The sequence below is a fragment of the Pseudomonas sp. 1121_17 genome (assembly GCF_052850745.1).
This window is the reverse complement of sequence record NZ_VXCX01000007.1, coordinates 151,847-176,117: the sequence shown is the minus strand read 5'-3', so window position 1 is coordinate 176,117 and position 24,271 is coordinate 151,847. Positions and strand designations below refer to the sequence as shown.

At 62.3% G+C, this 24,271-nt stretch carries 22 protein-coding genes; 12 read left to right on the top strand and 10 right to left on the bottom strand.

The window, feature by feature from the left end:
- Positions 1–55: 55 nt before the first annotated feature.
- Positions 56–628 (bottom strand): antibiotic biosynthesis monooxygenase, encoded by a 573-nt coding sequence (locus FW789_RS15005; RefSeq protein WP_207073591.1) that lies wholly within the window; start codon positions 626–628, stop codon positions 56–58.
- 215 nt (positions 629–843) lie between these two features.
- Between FW789_RS15005 and FW789_RS15000 the strand changes: the two genes are divergently transcribed.
- Entirely contained in the window at positions 844–1,770 is a 927-nt protein-coding gene (locus tag FW789_RS15000; RefSeq protein WP_103435989.1) for a MerR family transcriptional regulator, read from the top strand.
- Between the two features lie 3 nt (positions 1,771–1,773).
- Here FW789_RS15000 and FW789_RS14995 read toward each other — a convergent pair whose 3' ends face one another.
- Both FW789_RS14995 and FW789_RS14990 read right to left on the bottom strand, forming a co-directional pair.
- Positions 1,774–2,379, bottom strand: a complete 606-nt coding sequence (locus tag FW789_RS14995; RefSeq protein WP_103438692.1) for a hypothetical protein — start codon at positions 2,377–2,379, stop codon at positions 1,774–1,776.
- Positions 2,380–2,444: 65 nt separating this feature from the next.
- Entirely contained in the window at positions 2,445–2,882 is a 438-nt protein-coding gene (locus tag FW789_RS14990; protein ID WP_103435990.1) for a PAS domain-containing protein, read from the bottom strand.
- Between the two features lie 107 nt (positions 2,883–2,989).
- Here FW789_RS14990 and FW789_RS14985 point away from each other — a divergent pair, with 107 nt between their 5' ends.
- Positions 2,990–3,445 carry a flavodoxin gene (locus FW789_RS14985; protein ID WP_446431671.1) on the top strand — a complete coding sequence of 152 codons (456 nt, stop codon included), beginning with the start codon at positions 2,990–2,992 and terminating at the stop codon, positions 3,443–3,445.
- Here the strand turns inward: FW789_RS14985 and FW789_RS14980 are convergent.
- Positions 3,442–4,320 (bottom strand): LysR family transcriptional regulator, encoded by an 879-nt coding sequence (locus FW789_RS14980; RefSeq protein ID WP_103435992.1) that lies wholly within the window; start codon positions 4,318–4,320, stop codon positions 3,442–3,444. The two genes, FW789_RS14985 and FW789_RS14980, sit on opposite strands and share 4 nt — an antisense overlap.
- A 97-nt stretch (positions 4,321–4,417) precedes the next feature.
- Between FW789_RS14980 and FW789_RS14975 the strand changes: the two genes are divergently transcribed.
- From FW789_RS14975 to FW789_RS14965, 3 genes are all read left to right on the top strand, one after another.
- Positions 4,418–4,804, top strand: a complete 387-nt coding sequence (locus FW789_RS14975; protein ID WP_186701369.1) for a CidA/LrgA family protein — start codon at positions 4,418–4,420, stop codon at positions 4,802–4,804.
- Positions 4,794–5,480 carry an LrgB family protein gene (locus tag FW789_RS14970; RefSeq protein WP_186701370.1) on the top strand — a complete coding sequence of 229 codons (687 nt, stop codon included), beginning with the start codon at positions 4,794–4,796 and terminating at the stop codon, positions 5,478–5,480. Before FW789_RS14975 ends, FW789_RS14970 begins: the two co-directional genes overlap by 11 nt.
- 195 nt (positions 5,481–5,675) lie before the next feature.
- Entirely contained in the window at positions 5,676–6,581 is a 906-nt protein-coding gene (locus FW789_RS14965; protein WP_446431670.1) for an alpha/beta fold hydrolase, read from the top strand.
- A gap of 109 nt (positions 6,582–6,690) precedes the next feature.
- Here the strand turns inward: FW789_RS14965 and glyA are convergent, their stop codons facing one another.
- Together glyA and FW789_RS14955 are read right to left on the bottom strand one after the other, a co-directional pair.
- Positions 6,691–7,944 (bottom strand): serine hydroxymethyltransferase, encoded by a 1,254-nt coding sequence (gene glyA, locus FW789_RS14960; RefSeq protein WP_101316367.1) that lies wholly within the window; start codon positions 7,942–7,944, stop codon positions 6,691–6,693.
- 136 nt (positions 7,945–8,080) lie between these two features.
- Positions 8,081–11,911 (bottom strand): sensor domain-containing protein, encoded by a 3,831-nt coding sequence (locus FW789_RS14955; RefSeq protein ID WP_411562196.1) that lies wholly within the window; start codon positions 11,909–11,911, stop codon positions 8,081–8,083.
- 249 nt (positions 11,912–12,160) lie between these two features.
- Here FW789_RS14955 and FW789_RS14950 point away from each other — a divergent pair, with 249 nt between their 5' ends.
- The 3 genes from FW789_RS14950 to gdhA all read left to right on the top strand — a co-directional run bounded on the left by FW789_RS14950 (position 12,161) and on the right by gdhA (position 16,039).
- Positions 12,161–12,592, top strand: a complete 432-nt coding sequence (locus FW789_RS14950; protein ID WP_103435997.1) for a hypothetical protein — start codon at positions 12,161–12,163, stop codon at positions 12,590–12,592.
- Positions 12,593–12,798: 206 nt separating this feature from the next.
- Complete coding sequence (gene ettA / locus FW789_RS14945; RefSeq protein WP_446431669.1) at positions 12,799–14,466, top strand: energy-dependent translational throttle protein EttA; 1,668 nt, start codon at positions 12,799–12,801, stop codon at positions 14,464–14,466.
- Between the two features lie 232 nt (positions 14,467–14,698).
- The gene (gene gdhA, locus FW789_RS14940; protein ID WP_186701374.1) at positions 14,699–16,039 is read left to right on the top strand and encodes an NADP-specific glutamate dehydrogenase; all 1,341 of its coding nucleotides are present in this window, start codon (positions 14,699–14,701) and stop codon (positions 16,037–16,039) included.
- Between the two features lie 149 nt (positions 16,040–16,188).
- On the opposite strand, the gene FW789_RS14935 is transcribed toward gdhA, so the two are convergent.
- From FW789_RS14935 to FW789_RS14920, 4 genes are all read right to left on the bottom strand, one after another.
- Positions 16,189–16,689, bottom strand: a complete 501-nt coding sequence (locus FW789_RS14935; protein WP_103436000.1) for a GreA/GreB family elongation factor — start codon at positions 16,687–16,689, stop codon at positions 16,189–16,191.
- 68 nt (positions 16,690–16,757) lie between these two features.
- Positions 16,758–17,114, bottom strand: a complete 357-nt coding sequence (locus FW789_RS14930; RefSeq protein WP_103436001.1) for a hypothetical protein — start codon at positions 17,112–17,114, stop codon at positions 16,758–16,760.
- A gap of 133 nt (positions 17,115–17,247) precedes the next feature.
- The gene (locus tag FW789_RS14925) at positions 17,248–19,101 is read right to left on the bottom strand and encodes an Lnb N-terminal periplasmic domain-containing protein (RefSeq protein ID WP_103436002.1); all 1,854 of its coding nucleotides are present in this window, start codon (positions 19,099–19,101) and stop codon (positions 17,248–17,250) included.
- A 75-nt stretch (positions 19,102–19,176) separates the two neighbouring features.
- A complete protein-coding gene (locus tag FW789_RS14920) occupies positions 19,177–19,665 on the bottom strand; it encodes a DUF3015 domain-containing protein (protein WP_103436003.1) in 489 nt (162 codons plus the stop codon).
- A gap of 255 nt (positions 19,666–19,920) precedes the next feature.
- Between FW789_RS14920 and FW789_RS14915 the strand changes: the two genes are divergently transcribed.
- From FW789_RS14915 to FW789_RS14900, 4 genes are all read left to right on the top strand, one after another.
- A complete protein-coding gene (locus FW789_RS14915) occupies positions 19,921–22,359 on the top strand; it encodes a Lon protease family protein (RefSeq protein ID WP_103436004.1) in 2,439 nt (812 codons plus the stop codon).
- Positions 22,360–22,521: 162 nt separating this feature from the next.
- Positions 22,522–22,860: a PA4575 family protein gene (locus tag FW789_RS14910; RefSeq protein ID WP_101316388.1), complete on the top strand. Its 339-nt coding sequence runs from the start codon at positions 22,522–22,524 to the stop codon at positions 22,858–22,860.
- A gap of 114 nt (positions 22,861–22,974) precedes the next feature.
- Positions 22,975–23,463: a TIGR00645 family protein gene (locus FW789_RS14905; RefSeq protein WP_101316390.1), complete on the top strand. Its 489-nt coding sequence runs from the start codon at positions 22,975–22,977 to the stop codon at positions 23,461–23,463.
- Positions 23,464–23,636: 173 nt separating this feature from the next.
- Complete coding sequence (locus tag FW789_RS14900; RefSeq protein WP_101316392.1) at positions 23,637–24,254, top strand: FKBP-type peptidyl-prolyl cis-trans isomerase; 618 nt, start codon at positions 23,637–23,639, stop codon at positions 24,252–24,254.
- Positions 24,255–24,271: the final 17 nt, after the last annotated feature.

The following is a 24,271-nucleotide window of genomic DNA, read 5'->3' as shown; positions in this document are numbered from 1 at the left end:
CTGTGCAGGCAGTGATGCCCCAGCATACCCGAACTGCTTCCCTCTGGGGTGCGCCTCAGCCGCTGCGCAGCCCGCGCGTGGGCTCTGCGCTGGCGGCTGGCGCCGGGTGTAGCCAGCTGGCCAGCAGCCGCGTCGACAGCGGGATGAATACATAGACCATGACTGGCGTCAGGCCCAACGTGCTGAGCAGCACCCGTGGCAGCAGGTCGAGTGCGCCGAGCCAGTGGCCGAAGATCAGGTTGAACAATAGCGAGACCGGGAAGAACGCCAGCCAGATTGCCACGGCCTGCTTCCAGCGCGGCGGCTTTTGCACTGTATTGGCGCCGAACCAGTCGTCGATGCCGCTGACGCGCTGCTCCCTGGGGCGTTCGAACAGGCCGTCGCCGCGTTGCAGCCAGGCGCGGCGCGAGGCCGAATGCTCCCAGGCGTGCATGGTCTGCTCGCTGGTGAAACGGAATATGATCTGGAATTCGTCGCCATCACCGGGCGGGGCGAGGATGCCCGAGCCGAGGTAGCCGGTGAAGTCAGTGGCCAGCTGCTCGCCTTCATGCAGCCAGGTCAGCAGGTCCTGGTAGCGGCCATGGGCGGCGCGGCGCGACACCATCAGGGTTACGGGTGGGGTAGACATTGTGTATCTCCTGGCGACAGGGCTGGCGGGTAGCCGGCCCTTAGGCTTGCGCGCCCGGGGTGGTGGGCGACGCAGGCATGCATGCAAGAATCAGGCGCGGATTATCGCGGATAAACTGTGACTCGTCAGTGTCAGCGGGCGAACGGTTGGTTATTTGTTTGCCCGTCCCGGCGTAGAATGTGCTTTGTTTAATCAAATCCGGGTTTTCACCACGCATGAACGAGCAGGCACTCCCTATAGCCGATCTGGACCACCAAGAGCTGTTTCCAATCCGCGAGGTTTCGCGCCTGACCGGGGTCAACCCGGTGACGCTACGTGCCTGGGAGCGTCGTTACGGCCTGATCCAGCCAACTCGCACCGACAGCGGCCACCGCTTGTACTCGCAGGCCGACGTCGACGCGGTACGCAGCATTCTCGGCTGGCTTGAGCGCGGCGTGGCGGTGAGCAAGGTCGGCAGCATTCTCGCCCGTGGCCAGGCGCTGGCGCAGGACAGCAGTGCTGCAAGCAATGCCGATGACCTGGCCAGGTGGCGTACCCAGGTGCGCGAGGCAGTACAGTGCTTTGACGGCGCTGGGCTCGATCGTTTGTTCGATCAGGTATTTGCCAGTACTACCCAGGAGCAGGTCTTCAACGACATATTCATGCCGGTTTGGCACACGCTGCGCGCGGCGCCGCGCGGTTTTGGTCATGCCAGTGAGTGGGGTTTTCTCGACCAGTTCTTGCGCGGGCGGGTGCTGATGCGCCTCCAGCTGGCGCGGGCACCGCGGCGCCAGCGCGTCGTGCTGGCGCCGCTGTCAACCGCGTTGCAGGAGCTGGAGTTGCTGGTGGCCGGGCTGCTGCTCGGCAGCGAAGAAATCGGCGTGGTACTGCTGCCGGCCAGTCAGCCGCTGCAGGAGCTGGCGCTGATCTGTCGGCAGCTGGAGCCGGATGCGGTGGTGCTGTTCTCCAATCAGCGGCCAACTGCCGAGTTGGGTAAGCGCCTGGCACGTTTGGGCTTGGGTTGCCCGTTACTGCTGGCAGGGGAGGCGGCGGAGTTTGCTCACGACACGCTGGCCGGCAGTGCGGTGGTCTGCCTGGGAGCCGAGGTCAGCCTGATGCGCCGACGCTTGCGCCAGTATCTGGCCGGTCAGCTCGATACTTGAAGCTTAAGCGTGCAGTTCGGGATGGGCGCTGCGGTGGGCCTGGAGGATGTATTCGCGCAAGCGCTCGATCTCTTCTGCCGGGCTGCGGCTGAGGTCGTACGCGGCTAGGTTTGCACCGATACGCCGCCGCAGCACGCCGTGCAGGCCGATCGGCGCAATGCCGTCAGGGGCAAAGCTCAGGTCGAAGCGCTTGGGCGCCTGTTTCAGGCCGCGCACTTCAAGCAACACACCCTTGAACGAGATGTCCCGGACCCACAGGTTGCTGCGTTTGTCTTTGCTTTCAAGCAGCGCCGAGGGTTCTTCGAGTGACAAGCGCCACGGGCGTAATTGCGGGCCGTCTTCGTAGATTTCCGGAGAGCCGAGTTGCAGATGCAGGGCGTGGAATTCGTCTTCGACCAGTTGCAGCGGAAAGCTGATCTGCTGGTTGTTGAAATGCGCCTGCAAGGTAACCTGATCACTGGCCGCAAGGCGCGTCAGCAAGGTCTGCAACTGGCGATCGCCGTTGACCAGCAGACCGGACATAGGGTCAGCCAAGTTCAGCTGCGGCGAATGCTGCAAATCTTGGATGAAGCTCATCTCGGCCTGAGTGAGCAGGGTATCTGCTTGCATGGTCGCATCCGAATGTGGCGATTTTTTCAACAGTGACAGGATGGACAGCGGCGGCGGCGGTTGGTTCATTTAAGCAGCTCGGATTTCAGATCGGCGAGCTGCGCCTGGCATTGTTCCAGGCTGCGCTGCAGTTCGACCTGGCGGCTGACGTCCTTCTGGATGCCAATGAAATAGCGGCGCTGGTCGGCTTCGTTGTACACCGGCGTGATAGACAACTCATTCCAGAACCGGCTGCCGTCCTTGCGGTAGTTGAGCAACACTTCGCGGCACGGTTTGCCGTCGAGCATGGCCTTGCGGATGCGTGCGCGGGCCAGTTGGTCGCGGTCATTGCCCTGCAGAAAGCGGCAGTCCTGATAGAGGATTTCGTCGCGACTGAAGCCGGTCAGGCGCTCGAAGGCGGCGTTCACGTAGATCAGGATGGTGTCGTCACCTTCCTGTTCACAGACCACGATGCCGTCATTGGAGGCATCGACCATCGATTGCAGCAGTTGAGCGTTGATCATATGCGGACCAGAGATTGAATAGCGGCGACTTACGCCTCAAGCGGCCTTTTGCCATTGCAGGATGCTAGTATCCTACGTTTTTACTCAGTTTCGGAATCCTCCCGCAGATGAAAGTCGTCATTATTTCCGGTTCAGTGTACGGCACCGCCGAAGAAGTTGCCCGTCATGCCGAGGCGTTGCTCAAAGCCGCTGGCCTTGAAGCCTGGTACGCGGCGCGGGCCAGCCTGGCCGACATCGAAGGCTTTGCCCCGCAAGCCCTGCTGGCTGTCACCTCGACTACCGGCATGGGTGAGCTGCCGGATAACCTTATGCCGCTGTTCTGCGCTATTCGCGACAGCCTGCCAGCGGCATGGCGCGGCCTGCCCGGCGCAGTGATCGGCCTGGGCGACTCCAGCTATGGCGACACCTACTGCGGCGGCGGCGAGCAGATGCGCGAGCTGTTTGCCGAACTGGGTGTGCACGAAGTGCTGCCGATGCTGCGTCTGGATGCCAGCGAAACGGTCACCCCGGAGGCTGACGCCGAGCCGTGGTTGGCCGAGCTGGCCGCCGCACTGAAGGCCTAAGCTTGCTCGCGCAGCAATGCCAGCCAGGCTTGCGCTGCCCGTGACAGATACGCGCCGCGGCGCCAGATAAAGGCAATGTCCCAGCGCAGCGCCTCGGGGGCCAGTAATGGCAGACGGACCACCCCAGGGCGCTCCAGTGCGCGGGCGACCACCCGCGGCAGCAGCACCACGCCTTGGCCTGCTGCCACCAGTGCCGCGAGAAAGTCCGCCTGACCGCTGCGCCCGCCTTCCTTGGGGGTGAAACCCAGCTGCTGGCAGGCGCTGAGCAGGCGGTCGTTGAGGACGAAACTGCGCTGATAGAGCAAGAACGGCGTCTCGGCCAGTTGGCCCAGGTCAACCTCGGTCAAGCCTGCCAGGGCGTGTCCGGCGGGCAGTAGGGCATCCAGCGGCTCGTTGCAGAAGGGCTGAAAGGCGAAGCCATCGTCATTCGGCGTCAGGCTGCCGCCCAGCTCCAGCTCGCCGCTGCGTACCGCCTGCTCAATGGTGCGGCTGCCGCCTTCGAGCAGATGAATGACGATGTTCGGGTGGCGCCGCCGGTACTCGGCGAACAGCCCGGCAAACAGCGCATCACTGCCCAGCAGTGGCAGGCCCAGGCGCAGCTCGCCCCGGTGCATCTGGCTCAAATCATCCAGCTCGCTCAACAGCTCCTGGCGCTGGCGCAGCAGCGCTTCGCCGCGCTCAAGTACGATGCGCCCCGCGGCGGTCAGGTGCATCTGCGAGCCCTGCCGTTCGAGCAGTTGCTGGCCGATGTCATCCTCCAGCTGAGCCACCTGCTTGCTCACCGCTGATTGGCTGATATTCAGCGTCTGCGCGGCCTGGGTAAAACCACCGCGATGAACCACTTCGACAAAGCTGCGTAGCTGCTTGAATTCCATCGCCTGAATTCCTTTTTGGAATGGCAGGCAGTCTAACAATTCGCTTCTGGCCTAGGCACGGCAAATTTACAATGGGCACCTGTCGAGGAGCCCATTGATGAACGCTGTATTGCTTAAAAAACTCACTCGGCTGATCTGCGAGCTGGCGGTGCTGTTTGCCTTGTTTCTGTTCGGCAGCCAGCTTGCAGCCTGGTCTGGCTGGCCCATTCCGGGTGGTGTGCTCGGCCTGGCCCTGCTCTTGATGCTGTTCGCCAGCGGCCTGCTGAAACCGGCCATGCTCCAGGCCGGTGCGGGCTGGCTGATGGCCGAAATGCTGTTGTTCTTCATTCCGGCGCTGATGAGCCTGCTCGATTACGGCAGCCTGCTGCGCGATGAAGGCTGGCGCATCCTCCTGGTGATCGCGGTGAGCACGCTGCTGGTAATGGTGGTCACTGCCGTGACGGTCGAGCTGGTGTGCCGCTGGAGCCTGCGACATGAGCCTTGAGCCGATGCCGCTGTTCTGGCTGGCGCTGACACTGGCCGCTTATCTAGGCAGCCGCTGGCTGTACCGGCGCAGCGGGCGTTACCTGCTGTCGCCGCTGATCCTGGTGCCGGCTTTGCTGCTGGCGGTGGCCGTGCCACTGCACACCGCCTATGCCGAGTACGCGCGCAATACCCATTGGCTGATGGCCGTGCTTGGCCCGGTGACGGTGGCCTTCGCCGTGCCCATCTGGCAGCAACGGGCGTTGCTCGCGCGGCATTGGCCGGCGTTGCTGCTGGGCATGCTGGCCGGCAGCTGCGTGTCGATCGGCAGCTCCTGGGGCCTGGCACACCTGTTGGCGCTGGACGAGGCAGTCAGCCTGTCGCTGCTGCCGCGCTCGATCACCACCCCGTTTGCCATGCCGCTGGCCCACGATCTGGGCGGCGTGCCGGAGCTTACTGCGGTGTTCGTGATGTTCACCGGGGTGCTCGGGGCGCTGTTCGGCGGCACCTTGCTGCGATGGTTGCCGTTGCGCACGCCACTGGCCCGTGGCGCGCTGTTTGGCGTCGGCGCACATGGCGCTGGCGTCAGCCGGGCGCAGGAAGTGGGTCGCGAAGAAGGTTCGGTTGCCGGCCTGGTCATGGTCCTGACCGGCTTGCTCAACCTGTTCGCCGCGCCATTGCTGGCGGCGTTGCTGTGACCGTTCGTGCCACTGACCTGTACGGTCATCAAGCTGGCTGCCAAGGCGAGTTCCGCCGATCGAGGCGCTGACTATGCTGTGCAGGACGCAACATAAAGAGCACATGTAAGTGCCAAGGTGACATGCAATGACCGCAGCCTTGCCGTATTCGACCCACGAAGCTTTGATCCAAGCTACTACTCCAGGACAACTCTGATGCCTTTGGCCGAAATTCCATTGTGCGTCTGGCGTACCCGGGGTCAGGATTTCTCATTCCGGGGCCAGAGCATCCGCTACTGGACGGCAGGGCAAGGCGAGCCTCTGCTGCTTCTCCACGGTTTCCCCACGGCCAGTTGGGACTGGCACTATTTATGGGGCCCATTGACCCAGCGCTTTCGCGTAGTGGCCTGCGACATGCTCGGCTTTGGCGACTCTGCCAAGCCGCTCGGCCATCGCTACAGTCTGATCGAACAGGCCGATTTGCAGCAGGCCTTGCTTGCTCACTTGGGCATCGACGAGCCAGTGCACCTGCTCGCCCACGACTATGGCGGCAGCGTCGCTCAAGAGTTGCTCGCACGGCACTATGAGCAGCGCAGCAACATCGCCAGCTGTGCCTTCCTCAATAGCGCGCTGTTCCCCGAGAGTTGCCCGCTGCTGCTGGTGCAGAAGCTGTTGCTCAGCCCGCTTGGCTGGCTGATCGGCCGCTCGTTCGGCCGGGATGACCTGGTGCGTACCGTCACCCAGATCTATGGGCCCTGCACCCACCCCAGCGAGAGCGCTCTGGATGACAGCTGGAGCCTGATCACCGCCAACCGTGGCACGCATATCCTGCACCGGCTGATCAACTACGTGCATGAACGGCGCCAGCAGCGTGAGCGTTGGGTCGGCGCGCTGCAGGGTGATGGCGTGCGTTTGCGCCTGATCAACGGCTCGGTTGATCCGCTGTGCGGTGCCCACATGGTCGACGCCTTCCGCCAGCTCGTCGTGGATGCCGATACGGTGCAGTTGCAGGGCATTGGTCATTACCCGCACATCGAAGCGCCGGTGCAGGTGCTGCGCCATTACCTGAGCTTTCGCGAGCAGCCGTTGAGCTTTGTGCCGCAGAAAGTGGCTTGGTGTTGATGGAGCCGCCGGGCTGAAAAACAAAAAACCGATGTCAGCGAACTGACATCGGTTTTTCATGCAGCCTGATTTTCAAGAACAAAAAGCGACAGGCTGGATCACGCGTGGATCAGTTGCCGTAAACCGGCAGCTTTTTGCAGATGGCCTTGACCTTCTCACGTACCGCGTCGATCACAGCCTGGTTGTTCAGGTCGGCGAGGATGTCGCAGATCCAGCCAGCCAGCTCGCGGCATTCGGTTTCCTTGAAGCCGCGGGTGGTCACAGCCGGGGTGCCGAAGCGCAGGCCCGAGGTGACGAACGGCGAACGTGGATCGTTCGGTACCGAGTTCTTGTTGACGGTGATGAAAGCGTTGCCCAGGGCAGCGTCAGCATCTTTACCGGAGATGTCCTGCTTGATCAGCGAGAGCAGGAACAGGTGGTTTTGAGTACCGCCGGACACCACGTCGAAGCCGCGCTCGATGAACACCTCGGCCATGGCCTGGGCGTTTTTCACCACTTGCTGCTGGTAAGCCTTGAACTCAGGCTGCAGCGCTTCCTTGAAGCAGATCGCCTTGGCGGCGATGACGTGCTCGAGCGGGCCGCCCTGGGCGCCTGGGAACACTGCCGAGTTGAGTTTCTTCTCGATGTCGGCGTTGGCACGGGCCAGGATCAGGCCGCCACGTGGACCGCGCAGGGTCTTGTGGGTGGTGGTGGTGACCACGTCGGCGAACGGCACCGGGTTCGGGTACACGCCAGCGGCAACCAGGCCAGCAACGTGGGCCATGTCGACGAACAGGTAGGCACCGACCTTGTCGGCGATGGCGCGGAAGCGCGGGAAGTCGAGAACCTGCGAGTAGGCCGAGAAGCCGGCTACGATCATTTTCGGCTTGTGTTCAACAGCCAGGCGCTCGACTTCGTCGTAGTCGATAAGGCCATTGCCGTCGATGCCGTACTGCACGGCGTTGTACAGCTTGCCCGACGAGCTGACGCTGGCGCCGTGGGTCAGGTGACCGCCGTGAGCCAGGCTCATGCCCAGGATGGTATCACCGGCCGACAGCAGTGCCAGGTAGACCGCAGCGTTGGCCTGGGAGCCGGCATGCGGCTGGACGTTGGCGTAATCGGCGCCGAACAGCTCTTTGGCGCGATCGATAGCCAGTTGCTCGACCACGTCGACGTATTCACAGCCGCCGTAGTAGCGCTTGCCTGGGTAGCCTTCGGCGTACTTGTTGGTCAGTACCGAACCTTGGGCTTCCATCACCGCGGGGCTGGTGTAGTTTTCCGAAGCGATCAGCTCGATATGCTCTTCCTGACGCTGAGCTTCTTGCTCCATGGCGGCAAAGAGATCGGCGTCGTACTTGGCAATGGTCAAATCACGGCTGAACATGGCGGTCCTCAAGGATCGGGGCTGAATTGGGTGTGCATTCTAACCGATTGGCCGAGGCGTGGCATATGAACTGGCGTCATGTCGCAGACCAATGCCATTCACGTCGTAAAATGACCGGGCGGACATGCCGCTCGGCTCACTGGAACATGAACAGCGTCTCGTTGCTGAACTGCGCTTCGAACTGCTGCGGCGGCATTGGCCGGCCGAACAGGTAGCCCTGCACTTCGTCGCAGTCGTGCTCGCGCAGAAACTCCAGCTGCTCGTGGGTTTCGACACCCTCGGCGATCACCGCCAGGTTGAGGCTGTGGGCCATGGCGATGATCGCCCGGGCGATCTGCGCGTCTTGCTCGCCGGAGGGCAGGCCGTCGACGAAGGTGCGGTCGATCTTGAGCACATCGATGGGGAACTGCTTTAAGTAGTTGAGCGATGAGTAGCCAGTGCCGAAGTCATCCACGGCGATGCTCAGGCCAAGGTTTTTCAGGCTGTCGAGAATCTGCATGGCCTCATGCACTTCGCGCATCAGGATGCTTTCGGTCAGCTCCAGCTCCAGGCACGCCGGCGGCAGCCCGGTTTCTTCAAGAATGGTCGCGATGCGCGTGCCCAACTGGCCGTCGGAGAACTGCCGCGCCGAGATGTTCACCGACACTTTCGGTACGCGCACCTTGGCCAGATGCCAGGCCTTGAGCTGGCGGCACGACTCGCGCAACACCCAGTCACCGACATCCACCACCAGCCCGACCTCTTCCAGCACCGGAATGAAATCGCCCGGCGGCACCAGCCCGCGGCGTGGATGGCGCCAGCGCAGCAGCGCTTCGGCGCCGGTCAGGCGTTTGCCGTCGCCACTGAATTGCGGCTGGTAATAGAGGATGAATTCGTTCTGTTCGAGGGCATGGCGCAAATCGCTTTCCAGTTCCAGGCGCTCGAGGGCACTGGCGTTCATCTCGGTCTGGTAGAACTGGAAGTTGTTCTTGCCGCGCTCCTTGGCATGGTACATGGCGGTGTCGGCGTTTTTCATCAGCTGGCTGAGTTCGCTGCCATCCTGCGGGCTCAGGGCGATGCCGATACTGGCGGTGACGAAGAACTCGCGGTTCTCCAGTACGAACGGCCGCACCAGGCTGCCAAGAATGCTCTCGGCAACATGAATGGCGCGGTTCAGGGCTTGCTCGCGGCTCGCGCGGGGCTGCAGCAGCAGGGTGAATTCGTCGCCGCCCATGCGCGCTACGGTGTCGTCGTCATCGACGCACTCGAGCAGGCGCTGGGCCATGTCCTTGAGCATGCGGTCGCCGGCGGCGTGGCCGAGCGAGTCGTTGATCGGCTTGAAGCGGTCCAGGTCGAGGAACATCAGCACCACCCACGACTTCTGCCGCTCGGCCTGCTGCAGCGCCGTGTACAGGCGGTCCTGGAACAAGGTGCGGTTGGGCAGGTGGGTCAGGGCGTCGTAATAGGCCAGGCGGTGAATGCGCTGTTCGCTGGCCTTGCGCTCACTGATATCGGTGAAGAAGCACACGTAGCTGGCCAGGTCGCCCTCGTCGTCGAGCACCGCGGTGATGCCGACCCAGGCCGGGTAATGCTCGCCGTCACGGCGTTTGAGCCAGACTTCGCCCTCCCAGCTGCCGCGCTGGTTGAGTTGCTTGAGCACGTAACGCAGGTGCGATTCCTGCTGGTCCTCGACGGTGAGCAGGCGTGGCAGTTGGTCGAGCACTTCGCTGACCGCATAACCACTGACCCGGCTGAAGGCGTCGTTGGCCTGAACGATGTAGCCGGCCGGGTCGGTGATCAGAATCGCCGAGGTCGAGTGCTCGAATACCGTTGCCGCCATGCGCAGGTCTTTTTCTGCACGGCGTTGCTGGCTGATGTCGCGGCCGACCCCAAGGATGCCCTCGAAGCGCTCGTGCTCATCCCACACCAGCACCAGGCGCAGCTCAATCGGGATCTTGCGGCCATCGGCGCGCAGGCAGTCGAACAGGAACAGCTGGGTCGGCAGCTCGGTGCGCAGCAGGGCCAGTTGCGCGCGGTCATCGATCGCTTTGCTGACCTGCTCCATCAAACTGTAGACACCGCTCAACTGGGCCGGGTTGGCGACCACCGACTGCCAGCCATTGGCGAATATCCACTCTGCCTCATAGCCGAGCACCGCGCGCACCGACGGGCTGACGTAATTGAGCAGCAAGCGGCTGTCGGTGGAGAAGATCACGTCGCTGATGCTCTCGGCGAGCATGCGGTAGCGTTGCTCGCTGTCACGCAGCGACGCGCTGGCCTCGATCTGTACGGTGACATCCTTGCCGACGCCGACGATGCGCGTGACCTGGCCATCGTTGTCGCGGGTCAGCACCTGCTCGCGGATGTCATAGCAACGCCAGCCGCCGTCATGGTGGCGGAAGCGCAACTGGCAGTGCAGCGCCTCGCGGTGGCCGCTGTCGCGTTGCAACTGCAGCTGGCTGCGATAGTGCGCGGCGTCTTCGGGGTGCAGCAACAGCTCCCAGAAGCGCTCGCCCATCTGTGCCAGCTCGGCGCGGTCGTAGCCCAGGGTCTGGCCCAGATGCCGGTTGCTGAAGATCATCCGCTGGCTGGCCACGTCCTGCACGTAAAGCTGATCGGGCACGGTACGGACCACGTCCGACCAGAAGCTTTCGCGCTCCAGCAGCGACAACTCGACCTGCTTGCGGCTGGTGATATCACTGATGCTGAGGATCACCGCCTGATAATCGCGGCGTTGCTGTGGCAGACGCACCATCAGCCACAGGTGCAGGTCGCCTCCCAGTGGCGCCGGCAGGCAGACTTCCAGTTCAAGCACGCTGCGCTGCTCGATCAGGGCGTCGATCAACTGCATGCCGACGCTCTCGCGGCCATGCCCGGACGCCTCGATCAGGCGCTGCCAGGCGCCTTCGTGGCATTCGACACTGAGCAACTGGCGCGCCACCTGGTTGATCTCGGTGATTTTCAGCTCCTGCAGCAACGAGCGGCGCAGGTTTGGCTCCAGCGCCAGGCTCTGCCTCAGTGCACTCAGGTTGCGCAGGTGATAGCGGTCGAGCTGACCGGGCAGGCTCGACAGGTCGAGCACGCACAGGGCAACCCCGGTGCCTTCGAAAATCTCGTGATAGCGGCGGCGGTCTTCCTGCAGCGCGCGCTGGCGCCGGCGCATGTTGGTCAGTGCCAGCAACGGCAGCAACGCACAGATCACCACCAACAGGCACTTGCCCAGCATTGGCAGCAGCAGTTGCTGGCGAGTCAGGCCTTCGTCATACAGGCCGCGCAGTTGCCAGCTACTGTTATCGAGGAAGGCAAGCATCACGCTTTGTAGCGGTTCACCACTGGAAACGGCGGACTCATGGCGCTCCAGCACCGCACCGTCGCGGCTGCTTTCCAGCAGCCAGAGCGGGTGGTCAGGGCCGTCCAGATGCTCGGTCAGCGCCGGGTAATAGTCAGGGCTCAGACGCAGCAGCCAATAACCGACGCCTTGTTCCGGCGTTTGGCGCAGCAGCAGATAGATCATGCCGTTGTCCGCAGCATTGGCAAAGAAATGGCTGCGGCCGCGATTCAATTGCAGCAACTCGTCAATCAACTGGCGGTCAGGGCTGCCGACCAGGCTGTCGGCCACGACCTGACCATTCTGGTTCAACCAGGCCACATGGCGCAGGCTAGGCAGGCGCGCCTGCAGGGTTTGCAGCAGCGACGGCAATGCTTCAGGCGTCGGCGCTTTGACGTAGGGCTGGACCAGGTTCAGCGCTTGCTGAGCTTTGAGCGCCAGATTCAGGTTGAGGTTATCGGCCAATTTGGCGCTGGCGACAACCGTGTGTTCGCGCATGTCAGCCTGGGTATGGCGGAACTGAGCAAACAGCTGCCACAACAGCAAACCCAGCAAAACCAGCGCAAGCATGGCCAGCGCGCCTTTGAGCGAGCCGCGCAGGGATACACTGCTCGAAGTGGGAGCAGGGCGCAAAACGGGCGGTTGGTTGAGATTGGTCAAGCGATGGTCCTGCAATTGGGCGGCGACGGCAGGGGCGCAACATGCATGGGTCGTGCCTGAGCCTGGAGTGGCGCGCACTTATAGTTGTGGACACATGAAGGCGGGTAGCATGCCTGCAATTGTGGCGAAGTGCCAGCTCCGCATTCAGCCTGTCGCCGATGCGTTGATCGGGTCCGGTTCGGCAACCCCAGGCTGGCTGTGCGAGAATGCCTGCCGCTCGACTGTTTATGCTTCTGGAGATGTACGGTTTTGGTTACCCACTATTCCCTCAACGGCCTCGATTCCGCCTGCGGGCGCAGCAGCCAGACCCTGGTCAGCACCGGTGTGGCCGATGCTGTTTCGTGTAAATCCTGCCAGCGCTCGCTGGTCAAACCTGATGCCGACGCGGCAGTGGTGCGCAAGAGCCCGTCGCTGGCTGAGCTGCGCAAGTCGGCCAAGGCTGCCAAGGCTGCCAGTGAGCCTGGTTTTGCGGTCGTCTCGGTGGTATTGCCTGCATCGGCTCCTTCGGTAGCCACGCCGCAGGTCAACCCTGCGCTGGCGTCTGTGCTCAAGCAGCCAGTGTCGAGCCAGCCAGCGCCTGCGGCCAGCTTCAATGCCAAGGCCGCCTGGGCGGCGCAGCTGGTCAAGCAGGCCGGCAACCGCCCGCCGCGAGGCAAGCAGGCCAAGCAGCGGCGTGGTTGAGCTGCTGGCTTGACAGCTGTGTGATTGGGGCTGCGCGGCGCGGTCCCTGTGGGGGTTCACCCGCGAAGGCCGCACCCCTGACATCTGGCCAACGCCCACAGTTGGCGTAGAATGGTCGCCTTTGTTCACTGACACCCTGTAAGCACATCCCCCTGGCATCAGCCGGGTAGTTCGGATGTCTTCACCTATCTATAGAGGGCTTGGTTTTGGCTCAATACGTCTACACCATGCATCGGCTGAGCAAGGTCGTGCCGCCGAAGCGCGAAATCCTGAAGAACATTTCGCTGTCGTTCTTCCCTGGCGCCAAGATCGGCGTGCTCGGCCTCAACGGTTCGGGCAAATCGACTTTGCTGAAGATCATGGCTGGGGTCGACAAAGAGTTCGACGGTGAAGCCCGTCCGATGCCTGAACTGAACGTCGGCTACCTGCCTCAGGAGCCGCAGCTGGACCCAACCAAGACCGTGCGTGAAGTGGTCGAGGAAGCGGTGAGCGTGATCAAGGACGCCCAGGCGCGCCTGGACGAGGTCTACGCTGCCTACGCCGAACCGGAAGCCGACTTCGACAAGCTGGCTGCCGAGCAGGCCAAGCTCGAATCGATCCTGCAGGCCGCCGACGGCCACAACCTCGAGCGTCAGCTCGAAGTCGCCGCCGATGCCCTGCGTCTGCCGGCATGGGATGCCAAGGTCGAGCACCTCTCCGGTGGTGAAAAACGCCGCGTCGCCCTGTGCCGCCTGCTGCTGTCGGCCCCCGACATGCTCCTGCTCGACGAACCAACCAACCACCTGGATGCTGATTCGGTGGCCTGGCTCGAGCGCTTCCTGCACGACTTCCCGGGCACCGTGGTCGCGATTACCCACGACCGGTACTTCCTTGACAACGTTGCCGGCTGGATCCTCGAGCTCGACCGCGGCGCCGGTATCCCGTACGAAGGCAACTATTCGGGCTGGCTGGAAGCCAAGTCGGACCGTCTGGCGCAAGAGTCCAAGCAGCAGAGCGCTCACGAAAAAGCCATGAAGGAAGAACTGGAGTGGGTGCGCAAAGGCGCCAAGGCCCGCCAGTCGAAGTCCAAGGCTCGTCTGGCACGCTTCGAAGAAATGCAGTCGCAGGAATTCCAGAAGCGCAGCGAGACCAACGAGATCTATATCCCGGCCGGTCCACGTCTGGGCGACAAGGTCATCGAGTTCAAGAACGTCAGCAAGAGCTATGGCGATCGCGTGCTGATCGAGAACCTCTCATTCGCCATGCCTAAAGGCGCCATCGTTGGCGTGATCGGCGGCAACGGTGCCGGTAAGTCGACCCTGTTCCGCATGCTGATGGGCAAAGAGCAACCGGACTCGGGCACCATCGAGATCGGCGAAACCGTGCAGCTGGCCTGTGTTGACCAGAGCCGCGAGGACCTCGACGGCAGCAAGTCGGTATTCCAGCAGATTTCCGACGGCTCCGACCAGATCCGCATCGGCAACTATGAGATCCCGGCGCGTACCTATGTTGGCCGCTTCAACTTCAAGGGCGGGGATCAGCAGAAGTTCGTCAAGGACCTGTCCGGTGGTGAGCGTGGCCGTCTGCACCTGGCGCTGACCTTGAAAGAAGGCGGCAACGTCCTGCTGCTCGACGAACCGTCCAACGACCTCGACGTCGAAACCCTGCGTTCGCTGGAGGAAGCACTGCTCGACTTCCCAGGCGCAGCCATCGTGATCTCTCACGATCGGTGGTTCCTGGACCGTGTCGCCACGCACATCCTCGCCTACGAAGACGACTCCAACGTGCTGTTCTTCGAAGGTAACTACACCGAGTACGAAGCTGATCGCAAGAAACGCCTCGGCGATGCAGCGGCCCAGCCGCACCGTGTTCGCCACAAGAAGCTGGCGCAGTAACAGCTTCATCCGCTGCACAAGATTGGGGCCCTGTGGGGCCCCTTTTTTGTGCCTGCCTGAGCGCCGGTCAGGCTGCTTTCACGAGCATTCCGTGTTGTGCTTTGTATACATTTATATAAAACGCACCAATTTATTTCAAAAAAACGACATTTCGCCCTGTTGCAGTGCGAGCGGTTCTTGATAGAGTCGGGAAAAAATATAAGTCCAACCCTCTCTTGGTGAGATGTCTAGCATGATCGAATCCGTCGACGATTTCCTCGCGCGCCTGCAGCAACGTGACCCAGGCCAACCCGAATTCCACCAGGCGGTGGAAGAGGTCCTGCGTACGCTTTGGCCCTTCCTCGAGGCCAACCCCCACTACCTGCAAGCCGGCATTCTCGAGCGTATCGTCGAGCCTGAGCGCGCGATTCTGTTCCGTGTCTCCTGGGTCGATGATCAGGGCAAGGTCCAGGTCAACCGCGGCTACCGCATCCAGATGAACAGCGCCATCGGCCCCTACAAAGGCGGCTTGCGCTTCCATCGCTCGGTCAACCTCAGTGTGCTCAAGTTCCTCGCCTTCGAGCAGACCTTCAAGAACTCGCTGACCTCGCTGCCCATGGGCGGCGGCAAGGGCGGCTCGGACTTCGATCCAAAGGGCAAGAGCGACGCTGAAGTGATGCGCTTCTGCCAGGCCTTCATGAGCGAGCTGTACCGCCACATTGGTGCTGATTGCGACGTGCCGGCCGGTGATATCGGCGTTGGTGCACGCGAGATCGGCTTCATGTTCGGCCAGTACAAGCGCCTGGCCAACCAGTTCACCTCGGTGCTGACCGGCAAAGGCATGACCTACGGCGGCAGCCTGATCCGCCCGGAAGCGACCGGCTACGGCTGCGTGTACTTCGCTGAAGAAATGCTCAAGCGTCAGGGCCTGCGTATCGACGGTCGCCGGGTGGCCATCTCCGGCTCCGGCAACGTGGCTCAGTATGCAGCGCGCAAGGTCATGGACCTGGGTGGCAAGGTCATCTCGCTGTCCGACTCTGAAGGTACGCTGTACTGCGAAGCCGGCCTGAACGATGCCCAGTGGGATGCATTGATGGAGCTGAAAAACGTCAAGCGTGGGCGTATCAGCGAGCTGGCCAGCCAGTTCGGCCTGGAGTTCCGCAAGGGGCAGACGCCATGGACCCTGGCCTGCGACATCGCCCTGCCATGTGCTACTCAGAATGAGCTGGGCGCCGAAGACGCGCAGACTCTGCTGCGCAACGGCTGTATCTGTGTGGCAGAAGGCGCCAACATGCCGACCACGCTCGAGGCTGTGGATATCTTCATCGACGCGGGCATTCTGTATGCCCCGGGTAAGGCTTCGAACGCCGGCGGCGTTGCCGTCAGCGGCCTGGAAATGTCGCAGAATGCCATGCGCCTGCTGTGGACCGCGGGTGAGGTGGACAGCAAGCTGCACAACATCATGCAATCGATCCACCATGCTTGCGTGTATTACGGCGAAGAAGCCGACGGTAAGGTCAACTACGTCAAAGGCGCCAACATCGCCGGCTTCGTCAAAGTCGCTGACGCGATGCTGGCGCAAGGCGTGGTCTGACATACGCTTGTGTTGGAGCGGCCTTGCCGGGGCGCCGGACCGGTCGGAAAGGCCCGCACAGCGGGCCCAGCAATTCAGCGGCGTTGTGTAGATCCCGGGGCCGCTACGCGACCCTTTCCGACCGGTCCGGCGCCCCGGCAAGGCCGCTCCTACACAGCGTCCGGCGTTATGGCGGTAATAACGATCATCTGGTCCCCGGCCGGGCGCCGCCACAGGACTTCATCCCCCGGCGCCGCGCCCAGTAATGCGCGGCCCAATGGCGAACCCCAGTTGATCAGGCCTTGCCTGGCGTCTGCCTGATCCTCGCCGACCAACTGCACGCTGTGTTCTTGCTCATCCTCATCGATAAACATCACGCAGCTGCCAATCTGCACCTTCTGCTCGGAGGTTGCCGGTGGCACCACTTGTGCGCTCTGCACGCGCGCGGCGAAGTAACGCAGTTCGCTTTCGGTGTTTGCCACCTGCTGCTTGTCGGCACGCTCACCCTCTGCCAGCAGTTGCGCTCGCTGGGCGTTCAGCGCGGCCACGCGCTGCTGCAGCAAGCGCAGGCCAGCAGCGGTGACGTAGTTGGGTTGCTCGCTGACCCGCCGTTCAACCGGCTGTTCGGCCTGGGCGGCGGCGTGGTCTTCGTTGACAAATGCTCGGCTCATGCTCGGCCCTCCTCAGGCATGAGACCTCTGCCAAAGGCTGGTCGTTTCAGTGCAAGCCAGTTCGGGGCCTAGTTATGACGGTAGGCCCGCGCGGTGTCGCGATCCTTTTCCTGCTGCCAGTCGCGGTCACGCTCGTTCCAGTAGTGTTCGCGGTAGTCACGCAAATCCTGATTGGCCTGCATGCTCTGGCACTGCCGAAAGCCATCGTCCCAGCCGGTTTCATACTGGCGCTCGGCTAGATAGCGCGGCACGTTCTTGCGAAAGTCCCCGACCATCAAGCCCGCCGCCTGGCGGCCGCTGCTGCAGCCGTCGCCGTAACCATCGGCGTAGGCGGGCGGATAGCCGTGCTCGATCATCTGCTCGTGAGCTGACTGGCACCCCGTGAGCAACAATGCTATTCCGATTCCAAGCCAGTACCGCGACATGTGCCAGACCTCCACGTTATAGAGAAAGTCTAGGCGCCGGATTGTCGCGCTGATGTCAAAACAATGTTGGATTGCTGTACGGCCAAACCCGGCCTGAACGCAACCCTGTGCGCTCAGACCGGGGCCGGCTGCATCAGTAGTGGTACCACTTCAACTCGAGCATCACCTCGTTTTGCGCAGTGGCCAGGTGACTGTACTCACGCTTGGCGCTCAAGCGCAGGCCCAGGTCCTGGCTGATTTCCCACTGCTGATTGAGGCTGAGGCTGCGGCGCACTTCGCCGTTGGTGAAGTAATCGCCCTTGGCTTCGACGGTCATGTTGCCCAGCCCGTTGCGCCAGAGCAGGCCACCATTGAAGCCTGCAGCCGGGCTGATGAACTCGGCAAAGTCGTTGTGGTGTTCGACCCGTACCGTGCCCAAGGCAAAGCCGAGCAAGCCGTCGGCCAACTGCCAGGTGCCGCCGGCGCCGCCGTTGACGTGGCTGACCAGCACTTCATCGTCATGCTTGCCCGGTACCCGCTCAAGGCCACCGGCAACCTGCCACGACAGCGGTTTGAGCAGCTCGTTGCGCGGCGTCAGGGAGCGGATGGTGGCGAGGTCGAGTTGCTGTACCTGCCAATCGTTGCCTTCGTACTGGCGCAGCTTGAGTTGGAGAATCTCGATCTGCGCGCCGAGCGGGAAGCCGTAGGCGTTGTCGTTGAGGTCGTGGTAGGCCATGCGCAGGCCGTACTCGGCAAAGGCACGGTCCTCACGGGTGCCTACGCCAACCTGCCAGGTGCGCGACTGGTGGCCGTTTTCAGGCAGGCCCGGGCGTTCTACTTCGAGTGGCTCAGGTGGATTGCGGTTGATTGCCTGTAGCAGCTCGAAACTGCGCTTGGCCTGAGCCGGGTCGCGTTCCTGGCCGTTGGCGCGATAGCGCTCCAGGCGGTAGGCGGCATCCTGGACCAAGGCCTGACGCGGCTTGGGCAGTGCGTTGAATTCGGCGCTCTGCAGCTGCGCGGTGTTGGCGCTGATGGCCAGCACCTGCTGTTTTTCCTGATGATCGAGCGAATCTGCGCGGGCCAGCAGTTCACGTTCACGCGAGGGCCGGTAGCGAACACTGGAAACCAGCCCGGATTGCTTGACTGCCTTGACCGTGTCGGTAGGGATCGCGGTCAGCGGGAACTGCGAGGTCAGATCCAGCCCGGGGCGGGCGACTTGCAGCAGTTCGAGCAGGCGATACGAGCAGTTTTCGTCAAAGAAGAAATAGTCGAACTGGACCTGTTTGAGTTCCCACACGTGTTCGACCATGCGCCCGGTCTCGGTCGGCGTCAGGTCCAGCTGGTACTCCCACAGGTCGCGGTTTTCCAGGCTGCGATACTCGGACAACTTCTCCTGGTACGGCATCAGGGCGAATAACCCGGGGTAGCCGCCTGCCAGGCCTTTCCAGGCATATAGAATGCTGTTGTCGCTGCCTTCGATGTAGGCACCGAAGTTGATCGCGTAGCTGAGCAGGGTGGTGTCGTCGTCGCGGGTCTTGGCCTGGTCGATACGCAGCAGGGTATGGCCGAACATCGACGACGGGCTGTTCAGGTAAGCCGCGGGGAATATCAGTACTGCGCTGTGCGGGTCTACCGACTGATACCACTGGCGGAATTCGGCGCAGTCGGGCTGCGGCAGGTCTTGCAGATCGAGTTGCTCGCGCAGCCAGCGGGTGCGCGCGGGGTAGACGCATTGGGCGTGCTTGTCGCCGAGGCTGGCCGGCGCGTACAACGCTTGTACCGTGGCCGCCAGTTCGCGGTCGGGATGGTGCCCGCCGTCTTCGGCGAGGAAGAATTTGGCATCGTCGACATAACTGCGCCAACCGCCCAATTTGCCGGTCTCGTAGTGGCCGAGGGCAATCCAGTAGGGCGTGGCCGCCAGCTGTTGCAGGCGCGCAGGGTCTACGTGGGGTGCAGCGTTGAGCTGGGCGCTGCCAAGCAGAGCCAGAAGGGCAAGGCGTTTGAGCATGTCGGGCAACTACTTCTTGAAGGATGCCGATGATGATGCCAGTCCCGCCCCGGTGAGGGGCGGGAAGGGCCGGACTCAAGCCTCGGTAGCGTACTTGGCCAGTTGCGGGTCGCTTTTGAGCACCGCGAGGGTGTTGTTGTGCACGGTTTCAGCAGTGGCGTCGGCGCTGTTGAAGATCTCGCCGAAGTGCTGGTGGGTAACCGCGGCGAAGTGCGCGCGATCTTCAGGTGCAACGCCGAGAACCACGGCGTAGGTGGTCAGAGCTTCGCCCTGGCCTTGCGCCATGTCTTCGGAAAGCTCGTTCATCATGCCGTTCATGGCGAACCAGGACTTGCCGCCGTAGGTCAGCGAAGCCTTGGTCGAGCAACCGTTGGTGCCCGAGGTCATGCCGAAGGTGGCGTTGCCGGAAGTACCGTTGGTGGTGGAAGCCAGGAAGTGAGCAGGAGTCCCGCGCTGGCCTTCGAACAGCATGTTGCCCCAGCCGCAGTTCGGGCCACCAGGCGCGTCTGCCATGGCGTTGATCGAGATTGCGGTGAACAGAGTACCCAGAAGAATCCGTTTCATAGCTTCGTTCTCTTTCTTAGTAGACTTACCAATGGTCAGGGGTTCTGGCAATTCCTTGCCAGCTCGGAACAGCATAATGCTACCCCGCGCAATGTTGGAGTTTAGGCATGATCCAAAGGTTGCGTGGCTTATTACAAAAAATTGCATGAGTAATTGCCAGAGGTTGGCTGCGACATAAAGTCCCGGTGAGCCTTGCAACGTGCGGTCAGGCAGCGCCAGAATGCTTTCATCGCCCCGCCGAAGTAAGGAAACCCAATGCCCGATCCTGTCGCTGCGCGCCTGCGTCTTGCGCCTGAAGCCCTGACCCGGCGTTTTTCTCCCGAGCAGTTTGCTTTCACCAATACTGACGATCTGGAACCGTTTCGCGGCGTTCTGGGCCAGGAACGTGCTGTCGAGGCCCTGCAATTCGGTGTGGCCATGCCGCGCCCTGGTTACAACGTGTTTGTCATGGGCGAGCCGGGTACCGGTCGCTTCTCTTTCGTCAAACGCTACCTGCGCGCCGAGGGCAAGCGCCAGAAGACGCCGGCTGACTGGGTCTACGTCAACAACTTCGAGGACATGCGCGAGCCGCGTGCGCTGGAGCTGCCGTCGGGCACTGCCGGCGAGTTCATCAGTGACATGAACGGTCTGATCGACAACCTGCTGGCGACCTTCCCGGCAGTGTTCGAGCACCCGTCCTACCAGCAGAAAAAAAGCGCCATCGACCGCGCCTTCAACCAGCGCTACGACCGTGCCCTGGACGTTATCGAACGCGCCTCGCTGGAAAAGGACGTGGCCCTGTACCGCGACGCCAGCAACGTTGCCTTCACGCCGATGAGCGACGGCAAGGCGCTGGACGAAGCGGAGTTTGCCCAGTTGCCGGACGAAGTGCGCGAGCGCTTCCACGACGACATCTCGCAGCTTGAAGAGCGTCTCAACGAAGAGCTTGCCAGCCTGCCGCAATGGAAGCGTGAGTCGAACAACCAACTGCGCCAGCTCAACGAAGAAACCATCACCCTGGCACTGCAGCCGCTGTTGGCACCGCTGTCGGAAAAATACGCTGAAAACGCAGCAGTCTGCGCCTATCTGCAGTCGGTGCAGTTGAACCTGCTGCGCACCGTGGTTGAAGAACTGGTCGATGACGCCAAGGCCGACCCGGTCGCGCGCAAGATGCTCGAAGAATATTACGCGCCAAGCCTGATGGTCGGTCACCCCAACAGCGGCGGCGCGCCGGTGGTGTTCGAGCCGCACCCGACCTACGACAACCTGTTCGGTCGCATTGAATACAGCACCGACCAGGGCGCGCTGTACACCTCCTACCGCCAGCTGCGTCCAGGTGCCTTGCACCGGGCCAATGGCGGCTTCCTGATCCTTGAAGCAGAGAAGATGCTCGGCGAGCCGTACGTCTGGGACGGCCTCAAGCGTGCGTTGCAGTCGCGCAAGCTGAAGATGGAATCGCCGCTGGGTGAGCTGGGCCGCGTAGCCACGGTCAGCCTCGCGCCGCAGATGATCCCGCTCAACGTCAAGCTGGTGATCATTGGCTCGCGTCAGCTGTACTACGCGCTGCAAGACCATGATTCGGACTTCCAGGAGATGTTCCGGGTGCTGGTCGATTTCGACGAAGACATGCCCATGGTCGACGAGAACCTTGAGCAGTTCGCCCAGTTGCTGCGTACCCGCACCAACGAAGAGGGCATGGCGCCGTTGACCAGCGACGCAGTTGCGCGTCTGGCCACCTACAGCGCTCGCCTGGCAGAAAACCAGTCACGCCTCTCGGCACGCATCGGCGACCTGTTCCAGTTGGTCAGTGAGGCGGACTTCATCCGTCAGTTGGCCAACGGCGAAATGACTGATGCCGGGCACATCGAACGAGCCCTGAAAGCCAAGGCGACTCGTACCGGGCGCGTCTCGCAGCGGGTGCTTGATGACATGCTGGCCGGGATCATCCTGATCGACACAGAAGGTGCGGCGATCGGCAAGTGCAACGGGCTGACCGTGCTCGAGGTGGGTGATTCGGCGTTCGGTATGCCGGCGCGGATCTCGGCCACGGTGTATCCGGGTGGTAGCGGTATCGTCGACATCGAGCGTGAGGTCAATCTGGGCCAGCCGATCCACTCCAAGGGGGTGATGATCCTAACCGGGTATCTGGGCAGCCGGTACGCCCAGGAGTTCCCTCTGGCGATCTCGGCGAGCATCGCCCTTGAGCAGTCCTACGGCTATGTCGATGGCGACAGTGCGTCGCTGGGCGAGGCCTGTACGCTGATCTCGGCGCTGTCGCGCACGCCGCTCAAACAGTGTTTCGCCATCACCGGCTCGATCAACCAGTTTGGCGAGGTGCAGGCGGTTGGCGGGGTCAACGAGAAGATCGAGGGCTTTTTCCGCCTGTGCGAAGCGCGCGGCCTGACCGGGGAGCAAGGGGTGATCATCCCGCGCGCCAACGTCGCCACGTTGATGCTCGATGAGCGTGTGTTGCAGGCAGTGGAGGCGGGTCAGTTCAACGTCTACGCGGTCAGCCAGGCGGACGAAGCGTTGAGCCTGCTGGTCGGCACGGATGCCGGAACGCCAGATGAGAACGGTGAATTCCCAGAGGGCAGTGTCAACGCCCGAGTGGTCGAGCGGCTCAGCGAGATTGCCGAAATGATCAGCGAGGAAGACATCAAAGACGCTGAGAAGGAGCGTATGGAGGAGATGATCGCTCAAGCTAAACCGGCGTGAGTCAAAAAAACGGCGCTGGCGGCAATGTGCTACCGTTCGGCGCCGGTTTTCCATCTTTTTCCGTTGATCTTCTATGCTGGAACTTAGGGAGAGCAACAGCGTTCAGGATGGAAACAGCCTGCAGTGATTGGCTGAAATGGTTACCTCGGAGGGGACGCCGCCATGCGCAACCTCAGTCTCACCCGCCAGTGCCTTGGCCTGGTGACTCGTATTGAATGCAGCATTCGTCCGCTGTCTGGCGACAACGGCATGTGGACGCTGCTGTTTGCGGCCGGCATGGCCGGTGAACAGCCCTCGGCGATCAAGGCCCAGGGGCCGTTTCATGGACCGCTGGTGGCCGAGTCGGTGCTCAACGCGATTGTCGACAGCCTGACCTTGCATGGTTACCACGTCGCTGAAGACCCGCAGATCTGGTGTGTGCACCTGCAAGGGCAACTGCGCAAGATCAACGGTGAACGCTGCCGCAATTTGGGCGACTATCAGTTTCATCCTGAAACCTGACCCGTCCGCTTGAGCGATTTGTACCCTGCGGCAACCGACCGCAGGCTTTTGCTGTAACAGGTGGGTGGCTATACTCGCGATCGCTTTCCGCTCACCTGACGAGTTTGATCCTCCATGGAACGTTTTCTCGAGAACGCGATGTACGCATCGCGTTGGTTGCTTGCCCCGATCTACTTTGGCCTGTCGCTTGGCCTGCTGGCGCTGGCGCTGAAGTTCTTCCAAGAAGTCCTGCATGTGCTGCCCAATGTGTTCGCTCTCAGCGAGGCCGACCTGATCCTGGTCATCCTGTCGCTGATCGACATGTCGCTGGTTGGCGGCCTGCTGGTGATGGTGATGATCTCTGGCTACGAGAACTTCGTCTCGCAGCTGGACATCGACGACAGCAAGGAAAAGCTCAGCTGGCTGGGCAAGATGGACTCGACCTCGCTGAAGATGAAAGTCGCCGCGTCGATCGTGGCAATTTCTTCCATTCATCTGCTGCGGGTGTTCATGGATGCGCAGAACATCTCCACCGACAAGCTGATGTGGTACGTGATCATCCACATGACCTTTGTCATTTCGGCATTTGTCATGGGTTATCTGGACAAGCTGACCAAGCACTAAGCGCTGCTCTGCCGCATTGCCCATGCCGCCCGACCGTTGCCCAACGGCCGGGCGGTTGTGTATCTGCGGTGCGCAGTGGCCCGGTAGCTGATCTGCTGCGCCGCAGTGTGCTAGGCTGCTCGCCCTTTTGATCAAGGGCGCGGCTGCACTGCGCCCTGCTGCGGAGCAAGTCAATGTCCGAACTCATTCTGTCCACCGACGAAACCCGCGTCAGCTACGGCATTGGCCGTCAGCTCGGCGGTCAGCTGCGTGACAACCCGCCACCAGGCGTCAGCCTGGAAGCCATCGTCGCCGGCCTGACCGATGCCTTCAATGGCGTTGAAAGCCGCGTCAACGAGGCCGACCTGTCGGCTGCGTTCAAGACCATCCGCGACATCATGCAAGCCGAAGCCGCCGCCAAGGCTGAAGTCGCTGCTGCTGTGGGCGTCGAGTTCCTGGCTGAAAACGCCAAGCGCGAAGGCATCACCACCCTGGCTTCGGGCCTGCAGTTCGAAGTGCTGACCGCCGGTGTTGGCGCCAAGCCAAGCCGCGACGACACTGTACGCACCCACTACCATGGCACCCTGATCGACGGCACTGTATTCGACAGCTCCTACGATCGTGGTCAGCCTGCTGAATTCCCGGTTGGTGGCGTGATCGCCGGCTGGACCGAAGCTCTGCAGCTGATGAATGCCGGCAGCAAATGGCGCCTGTACGTGCCCAGCGAGCTGGCTTACGGCGCTCAAGGCGTTGGCAGTATCCCGCCGCACAGCGTTCTGGTGTTCGACGTCGAGCTGCTCGACGTTCTGTAAGACCGTCTGGGCCGCCT